This is a genomic window from Pseudosulfitobacter pseudonitzschiae (assembly GCF_002222635.1).
GTDB lineage: Bacteria > Pseudomonadota > Alphaproteobacteria > Rhodobacterales > Rhodobacteraceae > Pseudosulfitobacter > Pseudosulfitobacter pseudonitzschiae_A.
Map to the genome: position 1 here is coordinate 1,766,134 of NZ_CP022415.1, position 20,966 is coordinate 1,787,099.

A 20,966-nucleotide genomic window follows, 5' to 3' on the forward strand; every position below is an offset into this window, starting at 1 on the left:
AGAGTTGGCCCATGGACCAACTCAGCACCATCCCCGCCATTGTGCTTGCCGCAGGGCAATCGTCGCGTATGCGCGGCACCGACAAACTGTTGCAGGATGTGGATGGCCAACCGCTGATCCGGCGGCAGTGCCAGATGGCGCGGCAGGTCTGCGAACGGGTCTACGTGACGCTGCCGCCTCTTCCGCATGACCGCTATACTGCAATCAGCGGGTTAGACGTGACGCCAGTATCGGTTGCCAACGCTGCCGAAGGCATGGGCGCATCCCTGCGCGCGGGTTTTGCCGCTTTGCCAGCGGATGCACAGGCTGCACTGCTACTGCTGGGGGATCTGCCTGACCTGACCGCAGAAGACTTGAGCACCGTCTTACAAGCCGTTGATTTAACATCTGATAACCTGATCTGGCGCGGCACCACATCAGAGGGGCGTGCGGGCCACCCCATCGTGTTTGCAAAGTCGCTGTTCGCAGAGTTTGCAACGTTGACAGGCGACAATGGTGGCCAGTCGATTGTGGCATTTGCCGGTGATCGCGTCGCGCACATTGCTCTGTCGGGCAATCGCGCACGCAATGATCTGGACACGCCCGAAGAATGGGCCAACTGGCGTGCCCTACGGGATTAACCCAGAAGCGATCGGGCCTCGAAGGACTTCAGCGAACGGCGCGCCGATGTATAGCCGTCCAGACCTTCGACAGTCTCAAGCTCGGGGAACAATGCCAGTATTTCGTCGCGCTGGTCCGAACCGATACCCCGCAAAGACATATCACCAGGCTGGAAACTTTCGGTCCATGTGCCATCGCCCAAAATCACCTCGTGGTGGTCGAACATCAGGTGGATATAGCTGACGGAGTCTGCCTCGACAAAGTCCACACCTTCCATTGACGTCAGGTGTTTGGCAGCCACCAGTACTTCGCGGTCGTCGAACATGACCGCTGCCAGATCCGATGTGATCAGCATCCGGTGGTTCGGGCTGACCAGCATGTCGCGATCGGGCAGACCGCGGCCCAAAGCACCCTGACGGATCAGAACGGGGTTAAACTCGGGCTTGGCTGCCAGATCGGCACGGACAAGATCGCGGCGACCTGTCCACCGCAGCTTTTGCAGACCGTTGTCACGTGTGAACACGCGCATACCGGGTTTCAGCGCCTCGACGGCCACCTCGCCCTTATCGGTCGCAATCATCGTGCCGGGCGTAAAGCACACGATAATTTCTTCGATCTCGGAATAGGTCGTGCGGCCCGAAACATTGCCATGTTCGTCGATAAATTCGATCCGGCCCGATTCTGTGCCCGCCCCGTCAGAATAGACCTTGGCACGCACGCCGGTCAGGTCGATCACGTCAATGTCAGAGCCGTCCGCGTCTTCACCCCCGACGATGGTGTGGCTGCCCGTCCCGTCAAAAGTGAATCTGTCGCTGCCGGCGCCACCTTCGGCGTGGTCATTGTCAGGGCCCATGACAATCTGGTCCCGACCTGCGCCGCCGTACACTTTATCATCGCCGGTGCCGCCGACCAACGTGTCGTCGCCCGCGCCACCAATCAACGTGTCCTGACCCTGACCGCCGCTTAGAAAATCATCTCCTTCGCCGCCGTCCAGCATGTCGTCGCCGTCGCCGCCGCTCAGTTCGTCATCGCCGCCCTGACCAAAGATCACGTCCTGACCTGCGCCACCGTCGATGGTGTCGTCGCCAGCAATGATCGGGGTAACAACCGCACCGTCAATCAGATCACCCGAAAAGGTGAAACCCGACTGCGTGCTGCGCGCTTCAAGGGTGAATTCGATGAAATTTCGGTTTTCAAATTCCGCACTGAACCACGCCTGCTGGTCCGAAGGGTCATTGTTCCCGTTGCCCACAGCCGTAACCGTTCCCGAATCAGACAAGATGTTCAGGACAGAATCCGGCGCCACGCCAAAAGCCGAGAAACTGGAAGTCTGAAGCGTCACCGCCTCTTGGTCACCGCGACCGTTCTTGTCGAGGTCGTTGAACGTCGCAACCGAATTCAACGCTACAGGCTGACCAGTGGCCGGATCGAAGAACTCGAACCGGAACGTGGCTGTGTCGCCCTTTCCCGAACTAAAACGGCCCCCGTTCAGCAAGATTTCAGATCCGCGGCCGCTGGCCAGGTCAACCTCCATTCTGTTGTCGGATTTTGAAACCAGCACCAGACGGCCCGAAATCGGGGTACCATCATCCAGCGTTGCGACGTTGCTATAAACGGCAGAGTCACCCGCGCTGGCATTGTCGCCATAGTAGGTCTTCGACACAACATTATCGATGCTCAGCGTCAGTGCCGATGCATCCTGACCGGGGGCTGTGCCTTCACCAACGTCACCGAAAAGCGTGTCGTTACCTTCGCCACCCAGAATGATGTCGTTGCCACCCTCACCCGAGATGCGGTCCTGTCCATTCTGGCCTGAAATTACATCGTCTTCCGCGCCACCCTGAAGGGTGTCGTTGTTGCTGGTCCCGTTGATCACGGTCATGGCAGCTGTGTCCCTAGTGTCAAATCATCAGACGCCGCGCCCCCACGCGCGTCTTAGGGATGTATTAACGATCAATCTCGGGATGTATATGGAGATAGGTTCAAAAACGTGATCAAGAACCATATTTTTGCCTTAGTTAGATCAAATTTTCTCGATGCAATCTCGACTTACGAAACAATATCCTTTCTTTCGACTTATTGAACGCGAAAAGCGACGCAGCCCCCTGCGTCGTTTTCCTCGTCCGGTGTGGCTTTGGGCCACACCGGCGACTCACTCACTGCATATGTTCTTGGACCCGAGGCGCGCTTATTTGGTCAAAAGGACCGCCTCGTGCTTTTTCAGAGACCGGCGTGCTGAGGTATAGGCGTCGACGCCTTCGCGCGTTTTCAGTTCGGGGAATAGCTCGAACAACTCGTTGCGCTGCGCGTTTCCGATACCGGCCAGTGTCAGATCGCCGGGCTGGAAGCTTTCTGTCCATGCACCGTCCGACAGGATCACCTCGTGCCGGTCGAACATCAGGTGGATGTAGGTTGTCGCGCTGACGTCAACAATATCGACCCCTTCCAGACCGGTCAGGTGTTTAGCCGCGACTAGAACCTCGCGCTCTTCGAAGTAAAGCGCGGTTTTGTCGTTGGCCACCAGAACGCGGTGGTTGGGTGAAACCATCATGTCACGCTCAGGCAAGCCGCCCCCTAACGCGCCCTTTTGGATCAGAACAGGCTTGAGGTGCTCGGCACGCTCGAACGCGGCGCCTGCCATCGACTTTTGACCCACCCAACGGATTTCCTGAATGCCGTTGTCGCGGGTAATAACGCGATCGCCAACTTGCATGTCCTCGACACGACACTCGCCTTTTGGTGTGGCGATCAGGGTGCCGGGGGTAAAGCAGGGAATGATCGATTCAATCTCGGAGAAGTCGAGCGTGCCCTTACTAGTGCCGTCATTGTTCAGAAACCGGATGGTGCCCGAAGTCGAGTCGCCGTCGGCGTCCAGGGTACGACTAACGTATTCATATTTGCCGGCGCCCGTCAGATCCAGCGTATCAAAGTCGTCGCCGCCCGTGCCACCGTCCACGGTGTCACCCGCGTTGGCCTTCAGGAAGGTATCACGACCGTCGCCGCCCGACATCATATCATCGCCGCCGTTGCCGCCGTCGATGGTGTCGTTACCCGCGCCGCCTGTCATCACGTCGTCGCCGGTCGCGCCGATGATCATGTCATCGCCGTCACCGCCGTCCAGCGTGTCATCGCCGGTGCCGCCATCAATCCAGTCGTCGCCGTCGCCGCCCATCAGCTTGTCGGCCCCGTTTTCACCATAGATCGTGTCGTCACCAGCGCCGCCATAAACGATGTCTGCATTACGGCCTGCGTTGATATAGTCGTCGCCTTCGCCGCCATAAATCTCGTCGTTGCCCTGACCGCCCAAAAGCGTGTCATCGCCAGTGCCACCAAAGATGGTGTCGTCGTCGATCTCGCCGTCGATGTAATCGTCGCCCTCGTCGCCGTACAGCAGGTCATCGTCGTCGGCGCCGTAAATGACGTCGTCGCCCTCGCCGCCATAGACAGTGTCACGGCCATTGTCCGGACGCTTGTCCGCACCAAAGGGGTTGGACCCGTCATCTTCGATGTTGACCAGATCCGGAACTTTTAGCGGGTCGTTGCCAGCATAGATGGTGTCGTTGCCGATACCGCCCAGAATAATGTCGCTGCCTTCGCCACCGACGATACGGTCGTCGCCTTCGTCGCCATAGATTTCATCGTCGTCGATGCCCGCATCAATTACATCGTCGCCGGTACCGCCATAGATTGTGTCGCGGTCGTCGCCTGTAAAGATCGTATCGTTGCCCGCACCGCCATCAACAAAATCGCGTTCGTTTTCGGCGGCGGCTGTGCCCTCTTCACCGGTGAACAGACCCGGATAGCCTTTGTCTACTTTCAGATCGTTGTCAGGATCGCTGGAGGTGATAAAATCGTTGCCTTCACCGCCATAGATGGTGTCGGACCCTTCGCCGCCGGTCAGCGTGTCGTTGCCACCTTCGCCAAAGATCATGTCGTCGCCGCTGCCGCCGTTCAGCACGTCGTTGCCGTCTCCGCCTGCGGGTGCGCCAACTGTAACGTCATAATAAATGTCGGTAACGTTAATACCCGAGTTGTTCGAACCGTTCTGGTCGTGCTCGATCGTGATCCGCCCGACGGGGCCCGGAATGTCGACTAGGATCGAATAATTGCCCGAAGTATCTTCCTCGTAGCCGCCTTTGCTGTCCGCCGTGTCGACGCCGAATTTGCCATCAGTGTCGATCAACGTCAGCTTGTGGCCGCCAGTCATGTCGACGTTGATCTCTTTTCCGTCCAGATCATAGGCCTTGATACGGACCAGACCGTCGCCATCAATATCGTTCACGCGGAAAGATACTTTTTCAACGGCTTCGCTGAACGACAGCTCATAATCCGCCTGATTGCCGTGACCTTTGGTTTCGCTGTCCAACGAGCTGAAGGCGTCAACGCCTTTACCGTCATCGCTGATCGAATGCACTTTTTGCTGGTCGGTCGAAAATTCGGTATCCGCAGCCCCGGTTTCTTGCAGGACTTTGAAGGTGACGTTGACGTTTCCGGTGTTCTGGGTAAAGCCGTCAAGATCATGGCCGTTGCCCACACCCGCCTGATCCCACTCAAAGCTTTCGCGCACGGATTCTGTCGACGACGGGGGCGTTTCGCCCTTGTTGTCGCCATAGATCACGTCGTTACCCGAACCGCCGTCGATGCTGTCATCGCCCGAACCGCCCACCAACAGGTCATCGTCAGCACCACCGTCGATGGTGTCATTGCCGCCCTGACCATAGATGGTGTCGTTGCCCGTGTCGCCGTTCAGGAAATCGGCGCCAGCGCCCTGCGCGGCTGTTGCTTCGCCGTCGGTGCCAGCGATGGGTTCGAATGTCTCGACGATACCGATGTCGGACAGATAGATGTTCGACTGGCCATGACCGTCGCCTGCGTGGATCACTTCGATGCGGCTGACCGGACCGGTGACAGTTACAGTCGCGGCCGCGTCCGCATCGGTACGTGCATCGCCGTGGTCGTTGTTGGATGTAATGGTGTTGTTGCCGCCCAACGTCAGACCGGAGCCCACCTGAAAATCAACTGGAATCAGCGAACCATCGGGACCATAGGCCAGAACGCGGACATAGCCCACGTCGGCGTCGATGTCGGTGATGTTGAACCGTACTTGGTCAACGGATTTGTCGAACGCGATATTATATGTGCCACATTCGCCATTGTCCGCTTCGGATTCAAGACTGGAACGCGCGTTGATGCTGTCCTTGAGGCCACCAACATAGACGGCTTCATTGTCAAACTCGGTTTCAAGACCGTTGGAGTGGTGCGAGGCACGTGGTGGCGTTGAAACAGAAACCTTCACGCCGCCAACCTGTTGGGTCAGCGTCATGTTTTCCAGATTCTCACCGTCATCGACTTTGCCATGCCAATGCCCGTCGGGATCGTCCAGCTCGCTCCAGCGGAACATGCCTTCGTCGCCTATGGTCTTGCCCGCCGTGCCGCCGGTAAAGCCGCTGTCGCCGTAAATCAGGTCGTCGCCCGCACCGCCATATACTGTGTCGTCGCCCGCGCCTGCATAAACCTTGTCGTCATCGGCACCGGCGTAGACTTTGTCATCGCCGCCCCGTGCGTCAACAATGTCCTGATCGCCGGTGTCTGAACCGATAATCGCATCGTTGTTATCAATCTTGTCACCTTCAGGGTCGCCTGTGTAGGCCGCGTTGATCACGTTGGCATTGTTGTCGCCATCGACCACGCCGTCACGTGTTGTTTTCGCAGTGTCCTTGGGGTCCACGGGTGTCTTGGGATCATAATAGAATGTCATCGTTTCAATTCCTCTTAAGGCGTGGTGCACGCCAATGCCGCACCACCGCGGACTAACCAAACCGGAACCCTGCTACAGAACGACTCGTCGGGCGGTCGGGCGAACCACACGAGATGCACAGATGTGGGAAGATGACCTGACACGCAGGTTCGGTGGCCAAGGGGAACCCCCGACCACGTGCGTTTACGGTGTTGCGGCAGCAACCCGGCGGACGCACATCTTCCGCACCAAAATGATGCGTCAAAGTGCGGTCGCCCCCGTGACCTTCAGACATCGCCCCCCAGTTGGGCAAGATCAGTCATACAATTGCGCTTGAAACGAACAAAGCAAAAAATGTCCAGAAAATGGAAACATCGACCCAATTGTACCTTTTTATTGCCTTAATTCACGCCAAGGTTGCGAATTGGAAATTCACAACTGTTTCCACAGTTTACGAGATGTTGCAGTGTTTGCTTGCGTATTGGGTCTGAAATTGACGACCAAACCCGAAGAAAGTTTCCAAATCGGAAACAAATCCGCTTTCTGCTGAAAAATCGAACACATGCCCTGAAACGGCTTAGTCGCCACAATGTTGTGTTCACAAACAGGAACCAATTGTGTCGAAACCAAGGGTTTAGTTCGCCATAACCCGCTATCCCCGAAATCCGAACGATTCGTACCGGGCACAAACCTTAGGGTTTGTCGGCCATAATCATCCGCATCCCGCGACCGCACGATGGTCGGGAAAAACACTAAATAAGATGAGGTGGTACCCAAGGCCGGACTCGAACCGGCAAGCCTTGCGGCGGGGGATTTTGAATCCCCTGCGTCTACCATTCCGCCACTTGGGCCTCACATCCGCCGTTTAGCGCGCCACTTTGCGCGCGTCCAGAGGCTTTTTATGCCGATGCGCCGCTTCTCATAGTCTTGACGGGAAATAACCTGCATGGTCTTGCACGACAAACCACCCGCAAAGAGGGCGACAGGTGATACGCAATTTATACGACTGGGTGCTGCGCATGGCAGATCACCCCAATGCACTTTGGCTGCTTGCGGTCATCGCCTTTATCGAAAGCTCTGTCTTTCCGATCCCGCCCGATGTGCTGATGATCCCGATGATCATCGCCCGCCCCTCGCGGGCGTGGCTAATTGCGACGGTGGCGCTGGTGGCGTCGGTTCTGGGCGGAGTACTGGGCTATGCGATCGGTGCGCTTGCCTTCGAAACATTGGGCCAACCGATTCTTGCAATGCTGGGCAAGGCCGATGCGATGGCGGAGTTCAGCACACGGTTCAACGATCTGGGCTTTTGGGCGGTTCTGGGGGCGGGCATCACCCCCTTTCCGTTCAAGGTCATCACGATCATGTCCGGCTGGACCGGCATGCCGCTGGGAACCTTTATCGTCACCTCCATTCTGGCGCGCGGTATACGGTTCTTTGTGGTGGCCGGACTGCTTTGGGGGTTTGGCGCACCAATTCGTGATTTCATCGAGCGGCGGTTGGGTCTTGTCTTTACGGTGTGTCTTCTGCTTTTGATCGGCGGGTTCGCTGCCACGAGGTATCTATGACACAACGCCACTGGATCATGATCGCAACGCTTGGGTCGGCAGCGCTGATGTTGGGCGCGCTGGGGTTTCAGTATCTGGGCGGGTTTCATCCGTGCAAGCTGTGCTATTGGCAACGCTATCCGCATGTGATCGCCGTGGTGATCGGTGCGATTGCGCTGTGGATGCCGAACCGTTTGCTGATCATACTGGGCGCTGCCAGTGCTGCCGTTACAGGGGTCTTTGGCGTCTATCACGCGGGTGTCGAATGGAAATGGTGGCAGGGTCCGACCACCTGCACCTCGAGTGACATCACGGGAATGAATACCGATGCCCTGTTCGACCAGATCATGAGCGCGCCGCTGACCCGTTGCGACGACATCGTGTGGCAACTGGCCGGTCTGTCGATGGCCGGTTGGAACGCGGTTATTTCTTTCGTGCTGGTTGCCTGCTGGCTGATGGCGCTGCGCCGCCCCTAAGACGATTTTCGCGTCGACAGCAGCAACGACGTTTCCGAGGCCACGACCCCGTCCAGACGGCGAATGTCGAACAGCACCCTGTCAAAACTTTCCAGCGTCCCGGTGCCGATTTCCACGATTACATCCCAGCGTCCGTTGGTGGAATGGATGTGGCGCACGGCACTCATGCCTTGAAGCTGACGGATGATCCGCTCGGTGCCGCGCCCCTCGATGCCGATCATCATCAGCCCGCGCACCGGATCTTGAAGTGCGTCCTCGCGCAGAACCACAGAGAACCCCAGAATATCGCCCCGCGCCTGCAGCTTTTCGATGCGCCCGCGCACGGTAGTGCGTGTCACGCCAAGGTCTGCGGCCAGATCCGACAGAGACGCACGTGCATCGTGGCGCAGCGCTGCGATCAGGCGGTTGTCCATATCGTCCATAAATAGGTTCCGTTTCGATGAATTGACAACCGATACGATCAATTTGGTCGCTTGTCGATAACCCGTTTCGCGCAGTATCTATAAGAAACGCCAGACAGGAGAGCCGCAATGACCACTCAAAACTGTATTCTGATCGGGGCACCGATGGACTGTGGCAAACGCCGCGCCGGTTGCCTGATGGGCCCCGACGCCTATCGCACCGCCGATCTGGCCGGTGCGCTGCAATCGCTGGGCCACAAGGTGCAGGACCGTGGCAATGTCTCCCCTGCCCCCGTTGACCCGATCGCCCACGACCGCCTGTATAAACTGGCCGAAACCATCGCATGGACCGAAAGCCTTGCCGACGCCTGTGTGGCGGCACTCAAGGACGGCTTTCCGATCTTCATGGGTGGCGATCATGCGCTGGCGCTTGGTACCCTGCTGGGCGCGACCCGCCACGCCGCGGCTTCGGACAAGCCATTGTTCGTGTTGTGGCTAGACGCGCACACCGATTACCACACCCCGCAAACCACCGATTCCGGCAATCTGCACGGCACGCCGATGGGGTATATTGCGGGCCGCGACGGCTTTGACGGCTTTCCTGCGGTCGAACACCCTGTGCCGCATGACAACATCTGCATGCTGGGCCTGCGCTCGGTCGATCCGGCAGAGCGTGCGGCACTGGAAGGCACCGATGTCACCTATATCGACATGCGGGCGATTGACGAACACGGCATTGCGGGGCCGCTGAATACATTTCTGGACAAGGTGCGTGCGGCAGACGGCCATCTGCATGTGTCGCTGGACGTCGACTTTCTTGATCCCTCTTTTGCGCCCGCCGTCGGCACCACCGTTCCGGGCGGTGCGACGGTCCGCGAGGCGCATCTGGTGATGGAAATGCTGCACGACAGCGGACTGATGACCTCGCTTGATCTGGTCGAGTTGAACCCGTTTCTGGATGAGCGTGGCCGCACCGCGCAACTGATGGTCGAACTGACCGCATCCGCCCTCGGCCGCCGCATCTTTGACCGCCCCACACGCGCATTTAGCTAAGGAAACCCCACATGCTGACCCCATCCGACAAGGCTCTTGTGCCCTTCGTATCCGTCGACCACATGATGCAGCTGATCCACCACATCGGCATCGAGGAGGCACTGAAGGGGCTCGCCGATTATATCGAAGCCGACTTTCGCCGTTGGGAGTTGTTCGACAAATCGCCCCGCGTGGCATCCCATTCGCCCGAGGGAGTGATCGAACTGATGCCGACATCGGACGGCGAGGTTTACGGGTTCAAATACGTCAACGGCCACCCTAAAAACACAGCAGACGGGTTGCAGACGGTCACCGCCTTTGGCCTGCTGGCCGATGTGGCTACCGGCTATCCCGTGCTGCTGTCCGAAATGACGATGCTGACGGCAATGCGCACGGCGGCCACATCGGCCTTGGTGGCGCGAACGCTGGCACCCAAGGGGGCCACGACAATGGCGATGATCGGCAACGGGGCGCAGTCCGAATTTCAAAGCATCGCGATGAAGGCCATCGTGGGCATTGATACAGTGCGTCTGTTTGATACCGACCCCAAGGCCACGGCAAAATGTGCGGCCAATCTGGCGGGCAGCGGGCTGACGGTTGTGTCATGCGCCAGCGCGCAAGAGGCCATCGAGGGCGCGCATATTCTGACCACTTGCACCGCTGACAAGCAATATGCGACCATCCTGACCGACAATATGGTCGGCGCGGGTGTACACATCAACGCCATCGGCGGCGATTGCCCCGGCAAGACGGAACTGGCGCCAGCCATCCTGAAACGGTCGGACATCTTTGTAGAATTCCCGCCGCAAACCCGTGTGGAAGGCGAGATTCAGCAACTGGACGCGGATCATCCCGTGACCGAATTCTGGGAAGTGCTGAGCGGTGCCAAACCGGGGCGCACATCGCAATCGCAGATCACCCTGTTTGACAGCGTGGGCTTTGCCACCGAAGATTTCAGCGCGCTGCGCTATGTCCGCGACCGGATCGAGGGGACGGCATATTTTCACCCGTTGGACCTGCTGGCCGACCCCGATGATCCGCGCGACCTGTTCGGGATGCTGCAACGCTCGAACGGCTAGGGTCGCCGGTCCGAAACGACAGCACCATCGGGCGGCGTCCGATCTACGCCTCCAGCTCGGCGTCCCAATACAAAAAGTCCATCCACGCTTCGTGCAAGTGGTTGGGCGGAAACTTACGGCCCATATTGCGCAGTTCTTCTGCGGCGGGCTGGCGCGGCGGTTTGCGCAGGGCCATGCCCGTGCGGTGCAGGGCCTTGGACCCCTTTTTCAGGTTACACGGGCTGCACGCCGCCACCACGTTCTGCCAGCTGGTCACGCCGCCGCTGGCGCGTGGCACCACGTGGTCGAATGTCAGATCGCCCTTGGCCCCGCAGTACTGGCAGCGGAATTCGTCCCTCAGAAATAAATTAAAGCGCGTGAAGGCCACGCGCTTTTGAGGTTTGACATAATCTTTCAGGACAACAACAGACGGTATCCTGAACACCGTACTGGGGCTTCGGACCACTTCGTCGTATTCCGCGACGATGTCGACCCGATCCAGCCACGCCGCCTTGACCGCTTCCTGCCATGGCCACAGCGACAAAGGATAGTAACTGAGAGGCCTGTAATCCGCATTCAGCACCAATGCCGGATGCTGTTTCAACGCGCCCGGTGCGCGCGTGAATTCCGTTCTGAAATCGCCGTCCATTTCGTGCAATCACCCTCGCCCGATTTGACACCCGAACCGCACTGGCAGCATCGGGTCAGAGCCTATGCTCACGCCTGATGACGTTAACTATATCTCGTGGCAAGTTTCTGACAAGTCCGGTTTTTCCCACTACATGTTCCAAGCACGAATGGCGGCAAAATTTCACACCCCCGTTACAAAATCGGGCACCGCTGCCAGCGTTCAGAGTGCCCGTTCAACTTTCATCGTGTCGAATCAGTGTCAGTTGCTGGCCACGGGCATGTTGCGCCATCCCTCGCGCATACAATTGCGCGCGCGGGCTGATCGGGTGGCCTTGCCGTTCACGCGCAGCGCGGGCATGGCCTCGCGGCTAAGGTCATAGACCGCCAACGCCAGACACAGTGCCGGCATGTCCTGGGTCTGCGACAGGTTCACGAAATGCACATCGACGTGCTGGCCGGGGCGCACGCGCCACTGGAACGACCGGAACACCGTCGTATCGGCGGTGCCATTCAGCCGCTCGGCAAACAAGGTGTGCCAAGGGCTGTCTTTCAGCCAGTCGGTTTGCTGCCAGTCCTGCAACCCTACCACCCAGACATCGGCGCCCGACAGACCCGTCACCTCTTGGTGACGGTTCAGCGCCTGGTCGGTGGCGTCCACCTGCCAGATCGCCTCGCCCACATCTTTGGGCATACCGGCCATCCGCATAATGAATTTACGCCCAAGCTCTTTTTCCAGCGTGATCGACGGAACAAAACTGTCGCTGCTGCGTTTAGCCATTGCCAGAGGTGCATAGAGCTGCGCCCCCAGAAGAACCGCCCCCCCCATAACCGCCTGAGCTAAGGCGGATTTTACCTGTTTTTTCAACATCTGCTGTCCCCGCTTGCCATTGTTCTTTTACGAATATGACAAGTGAGGCACAAAAATTTGTTGAAAAATAGGGTTGCGGCTCTAATCGGCCTTAAAATCCAAGTTTGTCGCGCAAAAACGCCAGTGAAATGCTCAGCCCGTCCGGCGCGATACCGTGGGCGGTGCCTTTCATTACATGGGCGAAAACGTCTTTCCAGCCCGCTTCTTGCAAGGCTTCGGCAGCCTGCGGCAACGACTGCGGCGGCACCACATCATCCTGATCGCCATGCACCAACAGGATCGGAGGGCGCGAGACAGCCTCGTCCGTCAGAACTTCGGGGTTGAGCAAACGGCCTGAAAACGCCACGACACCGGCCAGCGCGTCCTCGCGGCGCGGGGCAACGTGCAGTGCCATCATCGTACCCTGACTGAAGCCGAACAGCGCAACCTGCTCGGGCATCAGATCCTCGTCGACCATCAACGCATCAAGATAGGCGTTCAGATCCTCGACCGCCGCGCGCATCCCGCGTTCGGCCTCTTCCTCGCTTGAGCCATCAATCCACGGAATCGGAAACCACTGAAAGGCACCGGGCATCCCGTCGATACGCTCGGGGGCATCGGGCGACACGAACAGCGTGTCAGGCAGGTGCTCCGACAACGGATCGGCCAACCCCAAAAGGTCGGCCCCGTTGGCGCCATAGCCGTGCAGAAACACGACGGCCGAACGGACCTCGCCCGATGTTGGTTCGCGGCGTTGCGATTGAAGTACGCGTGTCATGTGATCCCTTCCCTGCCTTTTGCAATCCGGTAGTACGCAAAGAGACAGCGCGCCGCAACCGACCGCCACGGGGACCATTCTTTTGACATCATGCGCAATACCATTGGCGTGGGTCGGTCGGGCAGATTATAAAGCACCCGCGCCGCCTCTTGCAGGGCTAGATCGCCGGGAGCGAAGACATCGGCGCGACCAAGGCTGAACATAGCGTAAATCTCGGCGGTCCATACGCCGATGCCCTTAATCCCGACCAACGTGGCAATGACATCGGCATCGGGGGCGTGGCGCAGGGCGGCATAGTCGATGTCGGCGGCGGCCAACGCTTGGGCATAAGCGATTTTCTGACGACTGAGGCCCACGGCGCGCAGGCCTTCGTCACCTGCGGCGCGCACGGCGGGTTCGGTTGTCAGCCCCGCCTGCTGCATCCGCGCCCAGATCGCGGCGGCAGATGCGGTGCTGACCTGTTGGCTGATGATGGCAGACAACAGTTGCGCAAAACCGTCCGCGCGGCGGCGCAGGGGCAGCGGGCCGGTCTGCGCCAGGGCGTGGGCCATGCGCGGATCCGCATTGGCCAGCCACGCCGCGCCCTCGGCCACATCGGCGTCGGTTTCGATGATGCGCCCGACACTCATAGCGTGTCGGCCCATCGGGCGACGGCCTGCACATCGGGCAAATGTGTTCCTGCGGGGGCTGCGGGCCGTGCAAGCATCACGATGCCCAACCCTAGCGTGCGCGCCGCCGTCACCTTGGTGTCCGATGCGGCCCCACCGGTGTTACGAAACAGGACCGCATCGACGCCCAGATCGCGCAGCAACGCCACTTCATTGTCGTGAGTGAACGGCGGGCTACCGAAAATATAGTGCATGTTGGCGGATACTGGCGCTGCATCGTGCTGCGTGGTCTGGCGCACAAAAAGCTGACCGCGAAAGCCTGCCAGACCGGGCAACAGCGCCCGTCCCACGTTGGTAAAGACACGGGCAAAGGGGGCGATCGCCGCACTCGCCGCAGCCATATCGGCGACATCGGTCCAGCGATCCCCCGCCTGCGCTGTCCACGCGGGGCGGCGCAGAACGGCATATGCGGCCCCCGCATCCGCACAGGCCCCTGCGGCATCGGCGCTGATCTGTCCAGCGAACCCGTGGGTTACGTCCAGCAGATGGGTAAAGCCCCCGTCACGAAGCGCCTGCGCAATACCATTTCTGTCCGGCGTAACACCGTCCAGTTCCGATGGCGCACCCATCGGGGGCGGTCCGTCCCAGATGATGCGGACCCGCGGATCTCCGCGCCCGCGCAGCAAAGCCAGCACCGCAGGTGCCTCGCCCGCGCCCCCCAGCATCAGAATCTGCGCATGACGCGCGGTGTCTTCCATGCCTCGCCCCTTGCAGGCTTCGATTGCCTTATGCCGTCAGCGCAACTTCGGGTGCTTCGATCATTTCCACCCGGGTTGCATGGCGGCCGCCCTCGAACTCGGCAGTCAGGAAGGCGTCAACAATGTCCAGCGCCAGCCCCTCGCCCAGCACGCGCACGCCCAGCGACAGCATATTCGCGTCGTTGTGCTGACGGATCATGCGGGCCGAAAACGTGTCGGAACACACGCCGCAGCGGATACCGGCCACCTTGTTTGCCGCCATCATGATTCCCTGACCGGTGCCGCACAGGATGATGCCAAAGCGGCAATCGCCCGAGGCGACGCGCCCGGCTGCGGCCTTACCGTGTTTGGGGTAGTGTGTGCTCTCGGGCGTGGTCGGGCCGATGTCGACCACCTCCCAACCAAGCTTGGCGATATGTGCGGCGATGGTCTGGCGCAGATCAATCGCGGCGTGGTCGCTAGAGAGAACGATGCGTTTGGTGTCTGTCATGGCAGTATGTCCCGAGTCCCAAGGCGATCCGACGCATTGGTGCGCACTGGATCAACTGACTTTTGTTACGTTCATTTTTCTGGTGGGCGGTCTATAGCATGGGCGATTGCGGCATGCAGCCGTCGAATTGCCACTCTGTGACGCAACGTGATTTTGCGCAGCGCCGCAGTGCCTACAAACCCGCCACCAAAATTCGCAATCCAGCGCTTGCCGACCTTCGCGTTCAGGTTTACGCATTTCGAAATGACAAATACAAAAGACAGCCGGGCCAAGCGTAATGTGGCCGTTCTGGTCTGCGCCCAAGCGCTTCTGGGCAGCCAGATGCCAATGATTTTTGTGGTGGCGGGGCTGGCGGGGCAATCGCTGGCGTCCAACATCTGTTTCGCCACCTTGCCGATCTCGTTGATCGTGCTGGGCTCGATGCTGGCAGCGACGCCGGTTTCTGCGATCATGCAACGCTTTGGCCGCCGCGCGGGCTTCTTTGTGGGGGCCACCGGCGGGGCCGTGGGCGGGATTGTGGGGGCCTACGGTCTCTATCTGGGATCGTTCCCGATCTTTCTGGCGGGCAGTTTTCTGACAGGTATCTATATGTCGGCCCAAGGTTTTTACCGCTTTGCCGCAGCCGACACCGCGTCGGATGAATTCCGGCCCAAGGCGATTTCCTATGTGATGGCTGGTGGTCTAGTCTCTGCTGTGATTGGCCCACAGGTGGTCAAACTGACGGCAGATGCCTATGTGATTCCCTTTCTGGGCACCTATCTGGCGGTCATCGCTGTCAACGTGGTCGGATCGCTGCTGTTTTTGTTCATCGACATCCCCAAGCCCCCCGTGCCCGAACTGGACGCACCCAAGGGCCGCAGCCGGATGGAGTTGCTGAAAACGCCACGCATTGCTGTGGCAGTCATTTGCGCCACGGTGTCCTATGCGCTGATGAACCTTGTAATGACGTCGACACCGCTGGCGGTGGTGGGGTGCGGGCTGTCAGGCGATCTGCTGCCCGGAACCGACATGAGCGGGCTGAGCGCCACCGAGCAGCGTTCGACGTTCATCAATCTGGCGTCGAATGTGGTCACCGCCCATGTTCTGGCGATGTTTGCGCCGTCGTTCTTTACCGGCCATCTGATCAACCGCTTTGGCGTGGAGAAGATCGTGGGGCTGGGTATTGCCATTCTGGGTGCTGCGGGCATCGTGGCGCTGTCGGGTGTCAGCCTGTCCAACTTCTTTATCGCGCTCGTCCTGCTGGGACTGGGCTGGAACTTTGGCTTTATCGGCGCGACCACGATGCTGTCGGGGGCGCATCTGCCGCATGAACGCGGGCGGATGCAGGGCCTGAACGACCTTCTGGTGTTTGGTGGCGTGACGGTGGCGTCGCTGGCCTCGGGCGGTTTGATGAACTGTTCGGGTGGCAATCCGGCCGATGGCTGGGCTGCGGTCAATATCGCGATGGTGCCGTTTCTGGTGCTGGCGGGTGGGTCGCTCATCTGGCTGATGCTGCGCCCCAAGGATGCGATCGCCTGACGTTCAGGACCAGCGCCAAAGCAACAGCGACTGCCGCACCGGATTGACATGCAAGGCCCCTGCCCCCACGCGGCCCGGATCGCGGGCCGCCTGCTGCAGCAAGGCTTGCGTCAGAAACCCTTCGATCAGAGCAGGCTGACCTGCCGGACCCGCTGCACGGCGCAGGGCCGCACGGGTCGGCATGGACTTCAACGCGGCGTTGCACAGATCGGCAATCGCTTCGGCGCGGCCATCCACCAATGGCACGCGCTTTTGCGCCTCAAGCTCGGGCACCGCTTGCAAAAACCGCGCCAGCCCCGTAGCCGCCCCGAATGCACGCACCGGCATTTCGGCGGCGGGTTCCGCCCCCAAAGCCCGCGCCGCCGCCCACATAAGCGCACCTGATGTGTCAGCCAGATAGGCGCTGAAGTGATCTGTATCCTCGAACGGATCGCGGTAGATATCCCAACGCCGCGCAGCCACCAGACAGTCCAGCGCCCGAGCGCCAACTGCATCCAGTGCATGTGCCAGTGGCGTGACCACCTCGTGTCGCCGCACGATCCCGCCCTTGGCGATTTCCTCCAACGCATCGCGCCACCATTGCAGCCGCATTTCGGCAATCATCGCCTCTTGGGTGACCCAAGGGGCACGGGCCACTTCGACGTTGAACGCATAAAGCGCGAACAAGACCGGACGCGCCGCCACGGGTGCAGCCATCGCAGCACGAAACCGGTCGGCGTCAGCGCGTTGCACAAGCGCCGCGCATGCGGTCAGATCCGCATCAAAGGACATGGATCGCGTCGCGGATCAGTTGCAAGGTTTGCGGTGCATCGACGATGCCCAGATGGCCCACGTCCGGTACGACGTGATACTGCCCCTTGTCCGTAACTGACTGCATCAAGGGCGCATAGGCGTCGGCGTAAAATGCCTCGTCCTGCGCCCCGACCACCACGGCGAACGGCGGCAGGGCGGCGATATCACTGCGAAAATCCGAACGCGGCGCAAGCGACTGGTTCAGCCGATAGGAATAGGCCGTGGTTGCAGTGTTCCCCAACGGGCCGTCCAGAACCGCGCGGGGCATGTCGAACTGGATCACCTCGATGTGATTCAAACCGCGCACTCCCATCGCGTTGAGCAGGGTCAAACCGATCATACGGCGCAGCAGCACATGCGCCCAGCCGCCGGAATTGGGGCGCGTTGTCGGGGCGTTGTGTTTCAAAAACGGGGCCAACAAAACTGCACGGTCTATCAGCCCGCCATGCACGCCACCCGCCATGCGCATCACCAGCCCGCCGCCAGAAGAGTGCCCGACCAAAACAACCTTTTGCCCCGAACCGACCTGACCGGCGATCAGATAGGCCAGATCATCCTCGAACTGGCCGACGTAATCCATGTCACCGCGCCGCATCGGTGCCGCACCGTGGCCGCGCAAATCGGGTACCAGCACATTGGCGTCCGCAGCCAGGGCCGTGGCCAGGGTGTGAAACTGCATTCCGTGCCAACCTGACCCGTGGACCAACACAACCAGCGGCACATCACGACCCTGCCCGCCGTAACGGCGACAAGGAAGCGGATAACCGTCGCGCATCAAAACCGGCTCGGGTGCGGGCACATCGCCAACGTCCCGTGCCAGAGTGTCGCTGAAATCAAGACCCGCGTCGTTCTGCCCGGACAAGGCGACCGGCCTTTGAGAAGCGATCAGCCCCAGTGCAACCACCAACAACACGCCAGCGGTGATGGCGATCCCCAAAATAATACTGAACCACATTCCGAAATATTCTGCCTTGTGTTGTACTGCCGGTGCACGACCTGCGCGGGACTGATCTCATGGCTTGGCGGTCGTCGCAACCGCTTGCCCGAACCAAGACGGCGGGATGTTGCTATTGGACGTTTTTGATCACGTCGCGGATAATCTGGAGCGTTTGCGGTGCATCAACAAGACCCAAGTGACCAAGGCCCGGGATCACATGATACAGCCCCTTGTCCGTCACCGCGCGCATCAATGGCGCATAGGCTTCGGCATGAAACGCCTCATCGCGCGCGCCGACCAGCAGCGAAAAATCGGGCAATGCGGCAATATCGCGGCGGAAATCCGCGCGCAGCATATAGGACTGGTTCAGCCGATAGGAATAGGCGGTGCAAAGCGATGATCCTTCGGACCGTTCAAGCGCTTCGCGTGGCAGATTGAATTGCACCACGGTCAGATGATTCAGTCCGCGAAAACCGACCGCGTTCAACAATTTCAGCCCCACAATACGCCGCATCATCACCCGCGCCCATCCCGCAGACTTGCGCCGCGTCGTGGTGGCAAAGTGGTTGAGGAACGGCGCCAACAGCACCGCGTAGTCGATCAGCTTCCCATGCGGACCACCCGCCATGCGCACAACCAGACCGGCCCCGACTGAATGGCCGACCATCATAACCTTTTGGTCGGGACGGGCGTGGGTCTTGATCAAATCCGACAGGTCATCCTCGAACTGGCCGATATAGTCGATATCGCCGCGCCGCCCCGGTTTTGGCCCGTGTCCGCGCAGATCGGGCACCAGCACATAGGCATCTTTCGCCACAGATGTGGCCAGATTGTGCATTTGCACCCCGTAAAAACTAGACGCATGAACCATGACGATCAACGGCACATCGCGCCCCGGGGCACCGTATTTGTAGCATTGCAGCTTGAATCCGTCGCGCATCGTCACCGGCTGGACCGGCGGCGTTTCAGCCTTGTCGCGCGCCATGATCTCGTCCAGATCAACACCCACGTCGCCTTGGCCCTGCATCGTGACCTCGCGCTGGGACATCACCAATGCCAGCGCAATCAACAGCGCGGCAATCGCTCCGACAACAAAAACCTCAAGGACAAGCATCCACATCGCGAATCAGCTTCCACCTGATGGCGTCTAACAGCGCCTCGAACGACGCGTCGACTATGTTGGCACTGACCCCAACAGTCGACCAACGCCGCCCCTGACCGTCTTCGCTGTCAATGATGACGCGTGTAACGGCCTCGGTTCCACCTTGGGTTATGCGAACCTTGAAGTCCACCAACCGCAGATCTTCCAGATGCGACGAATAGCGGCCCAGATCCTTTGCCAGCGCTTTGGACAGGGCGTTGACCGGGCCACGGTCGCTGCCGGTCTCGTCCATGCTTTCGCTGACCGACAGCAGTTTTTCACCATCGACTTTAACCACAACCACTGCTTCGGACAGGCTGATCATTTTATCGTATTTGTTTTTGCGCCGCTCGACAGTGACGCGATAGCGTTTGACCTCGAAGAACTCAGGCAGCTGGCCCAACTCTTCGCGCGCCAGCAACTCGAACGACGCCTGCGCGGTGTCATAGCTGTAGCCTTCGGCCTCGCGGGTCTTGATCCGGTCCAGAATTCGGCCCAGCGCGGGGTCTGCGCGGTCAACGCTCAGCCCCATGCCAGTCAGCCGTTCGCGCAGGTTCGACTGCCCCGCTTGGTTCGACATCGGGATAATGCGGATATTGCCGACCAAAGCGGGGTCAATGTGTTCATAGGTGGTCGGGTCCTTGGCGATGGCACTGGCATGCAGCCCCGCCTTGTGGGCGAAGGCAGAGGCGCCCACGAAAGCCGCCTGTTTCTGCGGCACACGGTTCAGGATTTCGTCCAGCATCCGGCTGATGCGCGTCAGGTCCTGCAGCGCGGTCTGCGGCACGCCGGTTTCAAACCGGCTGGCATAGGGTTCCTTCAGCAGCAGGATAGGGATCAACGTGGTCAGGTTGGCATTGCCGCAGCGTTCGCCCAATCCGTTCAGCGTGCCCTGAATTTGCCGCGCGCCCGCGTCCACGGCGGCCAGCGCGCAGCCCACGGCGTTTTCGGTATCGTTGTGGGTGTGGATACCCAAATGATCACCCGGAATGCCCGCTTCGATCACCGCGGCGGTAATGCGCCCCACATCGGCAGGCAGCGTGCCGCCGTTGGTGTCGCAGAGCGCAATCCAGCGCGCGCCCGCGTCATAGGCCGCTCGGATCGCCGCCAGCGCATAATCGGGATTGGCTTTGAAACCGTCAAAGAAGTGTTCCGCGTCAAAGATCGTCTCGCGGCCCTGCGCCACCAGATGGGCGACGGATTTGACGATGTTGTCGGTGTTTTCGTCCAGCGTGATGCCCAGCGCGGTCTTCACATGAAAGTCGTGGGTCTTGCCCACAAGGCAGACGGCGGGCGTGTTCGCGTTCAGCACCGCCGCCAGCACATCATCGTTTTCGGCGGACATGCCGTTGCGCTTGGTCATGCCGAATGCGGTCATGGTGGCGCGGGTTTGGGGCGCGGCGTCAAAGAACGCACTGTCGGTGGGGTTCGCCCCCGGCCAGCCGCCTTCGATATGGGCGACACCCAAGCTGTCGAGCGCGCGGGCGATGGTGATCTTCTCGTCGGTCGAGAATTGCACACCTTGGGTCTGCTGCCCGTCCCGCAGGGTGGTGTCGAAGAGATAGAGGCGTTCGCGGGTCATACCACTCTCCCGACCAGTTGGGCTGTGGTGTTTGTGC

Annotated in this window: 19 protein-coding genes and 1 tRNA gene; 6 read left to right on the forward strand and 14 right to left on the reverse strand. The window is 60.0% G+C overall.

Going from position 1 to position 20,966, the window contains the following annotated elements; translation table 11 throughout:
• Window positions 1-11: 11 nt before the first annotated feature.
• On the forward strand, window positions 12-620 hold the full coding sequence (locus SULPSESMR1_RS08565) for a nucleotidyltransferase family protein (RefSeq protein WP_089420437.1): 609 nt from the start codon (window positions 12-14) through the stop codon (window positions 618-620).
• Here SULPSESMR1_RS08565 and SULPSESMR1_RS08570 read toward each other — a convergent pair.
• The 3 genes from SULPSESMR1_RS08570 to SULPSESMR1_RS08585 form a co-directional block, all read right to left on the reverse strand.
• Entirely contained in the window at window positions 617-2,482 is a 1,866-nt protein-coding gene (locus SULPSESMR1_RS08570; protein ID WP_089420438.1) for a Hint domain-containing protein, read from the reverse strand. The genes SULPSESMR1_RS08565 and SULPSESMR1_RS08570 overlap by 4 nt on opposite strands.
• Window positions 2,483-2,788: 306 nt before the next feature.
• On the reverse strand, window positions 2,789-6,358 hold the full coding sequence (locus SULPSESMR1_RS08575) for a Hint domain-containing protein (RefSeq protein WP_114284543.1): 3,570 nt from the start codon (window positions 6,356-6,358) through the stop codon (window positions 2,789-2,791).
• 746 nt (window positions 6,359-7,104) lie between these two features.
• Window positions 7,105-7,188 (reverse strand) — tRNA-Leu (locus SULPSESMR1_RS08585).
• 135 nt (window positions 7,189-7,323) lie between these two features.
• On the opposite strand from SULPSESMR1_RS08585, the gene SULPSESMR1_RS08590 reads away from it, so the two are divergent.
• Both SULPSESMR1_RS08590 and SULPSESMR1_RS08595 read left to right on the forward strand, forming a co-directional pair.
• On the forward strand, window positions 7,324-7,902 hold the full coding sequence (locus tag SULPSESMR1_RS08590) for a YqaA family protein (protein WP_089420440.1): 579 nt from the start codon (window positions 7,324-7,326) through the stop codon (window positions 7,900-7,902).
• Window positions 7,899-8,357: a disulfide bond formation protein B gene (locus SULPSESMR1_RS08595; protein ID WP_089420441.1), complete on the forward strand. Its 459-nt coding sequence runs from the start codon at window positions 7,899-7,901 to the stop codon at window positions 8,355-8,357. The genes SULPSESMR1_RS08590 and SULPSESMR1_RS08595 overlap by 4 nt, the downstream gene beginning before the upstream one ends.
• Here SULPSESMR1_RS08595 and SULPSESMR1_RS08600 read toward each other — a convergent pair.
• Complete coding sequence (locus SULPSESMR1_RS08600; RefSeq protein ID WP_089420442.1) at window positions 8,354-8,779, reverse strand: Lrp/AsnC family transcriptional regulator; 426 nt, start codon at window positions 8,777-8,779, stop codon at window positions 8,354-8,356. The two genes, SULPSESMR1_RS08595 and SULPSESMR1_RS08600, sit on opposite strands and share 4 nt — an antisense overlap.
• A 108-nt stretch (window positions 8,780-8,887) precedes the next feature.
• On the opposite strand from SULPSESMR1_RS08600, the gene rocF reads away from it, so the two are divergent.
• Both rocF and SULPSESMR1_RS08610 read left to right on the forward strand, forming a co-directional pair.
• Window positions 8,888-9,811 (forward strand): arginase, encoded by a 924-nt coding sequence (rocF, locus tag SULPSESMR1_RS08605; protein WP_089420443.1) that lies wholly within the window; start codon window positions 8,888-8,890, stop codon window positions 9,809-9,811.
• 11 nt (window positions 9,812-9,822) lie between these two features.
• Window positions 9,823-10,869, forward strand: a complete 1,047-nt coding sequence (locus SULPSESMR1_RS08610; RefSeq protein ID WP_089420444.1) for an ornithine cyclodeaminase — start codon at window positions 9,823-9,825, stop codon at window positions 10,867-10,869.
• Window positions 10,870-10,912: 43 nt separating this feature from the next.
• Here SULPSESMR1_RS08610 and SULPSESMR1_RS08615 read toward each other — a convergent pair whose 3' ends face one another.
• The 6 genes from SULPSESMR1_RS08615 to rpiB all read right to left on the reverse strand — a co-directional run bounded on the left by SULPSESMR1_RS08615 (window position 10,913) and on the right by rpiB (window position 14,959).
• Complete coding sequence (locus SULPSESMR1_RS08615) at window positions 10,913-11,497, reverse strand: HNH endonuclease (RefSeq protein ID WP_089420445.1); 585 nt, start codon at window positions 11,495-11,497, stop codon at window positions 10,913-10,915.
• A gap of 240 nt (window positions 11,498-11,737) precedes the next feature.
• Window positions 11,738-12,346: a hypothetical protein gene (locus tag SULPSESMR1_RS08620; protein WP_157728991.1), complete on the reverse strand. Its 609-nt coding sequence runs from the start codon at window positions 12,344-12,346 to the stop codon at window positions 11,738-11,740.
• A gap of 91 nt (window positions 12,347-12,437) precedes the next feature.
• The gene (locus tag SULPSESMR1_RS08625) at window positions 12,438-13,103 is read right to left on the reverse strand and encodes an alpha/beta hydrolase (RefSeq protein WP_089420447.1); all 666 of its coding nucleotides are present in this window, start codon (window positions 13,101-13,103) and stop codon (window positions 12,438-12,440) included.
• Complete coding sequence (locus SULPSESMR1_RS08630) at window positions 13,100-13,732, reverse strand: DNA-3-methyladenine glycosylase family protein (protein ID WP_089420448.1); 633 nt, start codon at window positions 13,730-13,732, stop codon at window positions 13,100-13,102. The genes SULPSESMR1_RS08625 and SULPSESMR1_RS08630 overlap by 4 nt, the downstream gene beginning before the upstream one ends.
• A complete protein-coding gene (locus SULPSESMR1_RS08635; protein WP_089420449.1) occupies window positions 13,729-14,469 on the reverse strand; it encodes a precorrin-6A/cobalt-precorrin-6A reductase in 741 nt (246 codons plus the stop codon). The genes SULPSESMR1_RS08630 and SULPSESMR1_RS08635 overlap by 4 nt, the downstream gene beginning before the upstream one ends.
• Window positions 14,470-14,497: 28 nt before the next feature.
• On the reverse strand, window positions 14,498-14,959 hold the full coding sequence (gene rpiB / locus SULPSESMR1_RS08640) for a ribose 5-phosphate isomerase B (RefSeq protein ID WP_089420450.1): 462 nt from the start codon (window positions 14,957-14,959) through the stop codon (window positions 14,498-14,500).
• A gap of 243 nt (window positions 14,960-15,202) precedes the next feature.
• Between rpiB and SULPSESMR1_RS08645 the strand changes: the two genes are divergently transcribed.
• Window positions 15,203-16,477 carry an MFS transporter gene (locus SULPSESMR1_RS08645; RefSeq protein ID WP_089422237.1) on the forward strand — a complete coding sequence of 425 codons (1,275 nt, stop codon included), beginning with the start codon at window positions 15,203-15,205 and terminating at the stop codon, window positions 16,475-16,477.
• 3 nt (window positions 16,478-16,480) lie between these two features.
• On the opposite strand, the gene SULPSESMR1_RS08650 is transcribed toward SULPSESMR1_RS08645, so the two are convergent.
• From SULPSESMR1_RS08650 to cimA, 4 genes are all read right to left on the reverse strand, one after another.
• Complete coding sequence (locus SULPSESMR1_RS08650; protein WP_089420451.1) at window positions 16,481-17,248, reverse strand: squalene/phytoene synthase family protein; 768 nt, start codon at window positions 17,246-17,248, stop codon at window positions 16,481-16,483.
• A complete protein-coding gene (locus SULPSESMR1_RS08655) occupies window positions 17,238-18,224 on the reverse strand; it encodes an alpha/beta hydrolase (protein WP_089420452.1) in 987 nt (328 codons plus the stop codon). The genes SULPSESMR1_RS08650 and SULPSESMR1_RS08655 overlap by 11 nt, the downstream gene beginning before the upstream one ends.
• A 112-nt stretch (window positions 18,225-18,336) precedes the next feature.
• Complete coding sequence (locus SULPSESMR1_RS08660) at window positions 18,337-19,326, reverse strand: alpha/beta hydrolase (protein ID WP_089420453.1); 990 nt, start codon at window positions 19,324-19,326, stop codon at window positions 18,337-18,339.
• Window positions 19,307-20,929, reverse strand: coding sequence for a citramalate synthase (gene cimA / locus SULPSESMR1_RS08665; RefSeq protein ID WP_089420454.1), 1,623 nt, complete (start codon window positions 20,927-20,929; stop codon window positions 19,307-19,309). Before cimA ends, SULPSESMR1_RS08660 begins: the two co-directional genes overlap by 20 nt.
• Between the last annotated feature and the right edge of the window lie 37 nt (window positions 20,930-20,966).